We start from the raw sequence: 516 nt of genomic DNA, 5'->3' as shown, positions 1-516 counted from the left end.
CGTGCGGAAAATGCAGTTTTAAAAAAGTTGAGAGAGATAAGGTTAAAACAATCTCAAACGAAGAAAAAACAAAAATAGTAGAAGAATTAAAGGAAACACATAGATTAAACATACTATTAAAGATTTTAGGCTTATCTCGTTCATCATATTATTATACAAAAAATAAAGAAGACAAAGATAAAAAAAATAAAAATATAGAAGAAGCTATTCTATTAATTCAGGAAAAGAACAAATATAGATATGGTTATAGAAGAATAACATTAGAACTTAAAAATATGGGATTTATAGTAAATCATAAAAAAGTTTTAAGATTAACGAGAAAACTTGGTGTATTATCATTCGTAAGACCTACTAGAAAATACAACTCATATAAAGGAGAAATTGGAAAAATCGCAGATAATATAATAGCTAGAGATTTCTTCGCCTCAGAACCATTAAAAAAATGTTATACAGATGTAACTCAATTCAAGATTGGAGAGGATAGAGTTTATTTAGCACCTATAATTGATGGATATA

Annotated in this window: 1 protein-coding gene; it reads left to right on the top strand. The window is 26.0% G+C overall.

Going from position 1 to position 516, the window contains the following annotated elements; all coding sequences use genetic code 11:
* Positions 1 to 516 (top strand): IS3 family transposase (locus tag HMPREF3186_RS09665; RefSeq protein WP_197415036.1); only part of this gene is annotated, 516 nt, incomplete at both ends.

It is taken from the genome of Gemella haemolysans (assembly GCF_001553035.1).
Taxonomy (GTDB): Bacteria; Bacillota; Bacilli; order Staphylococcales; family Gemellaceae; genus Gemella; species Gemella haemolysans_B.
Note: the sequence above shows the minus strand (reverse complement) of the source record. Positions and strands in the feature narration are given on the sequence as shown.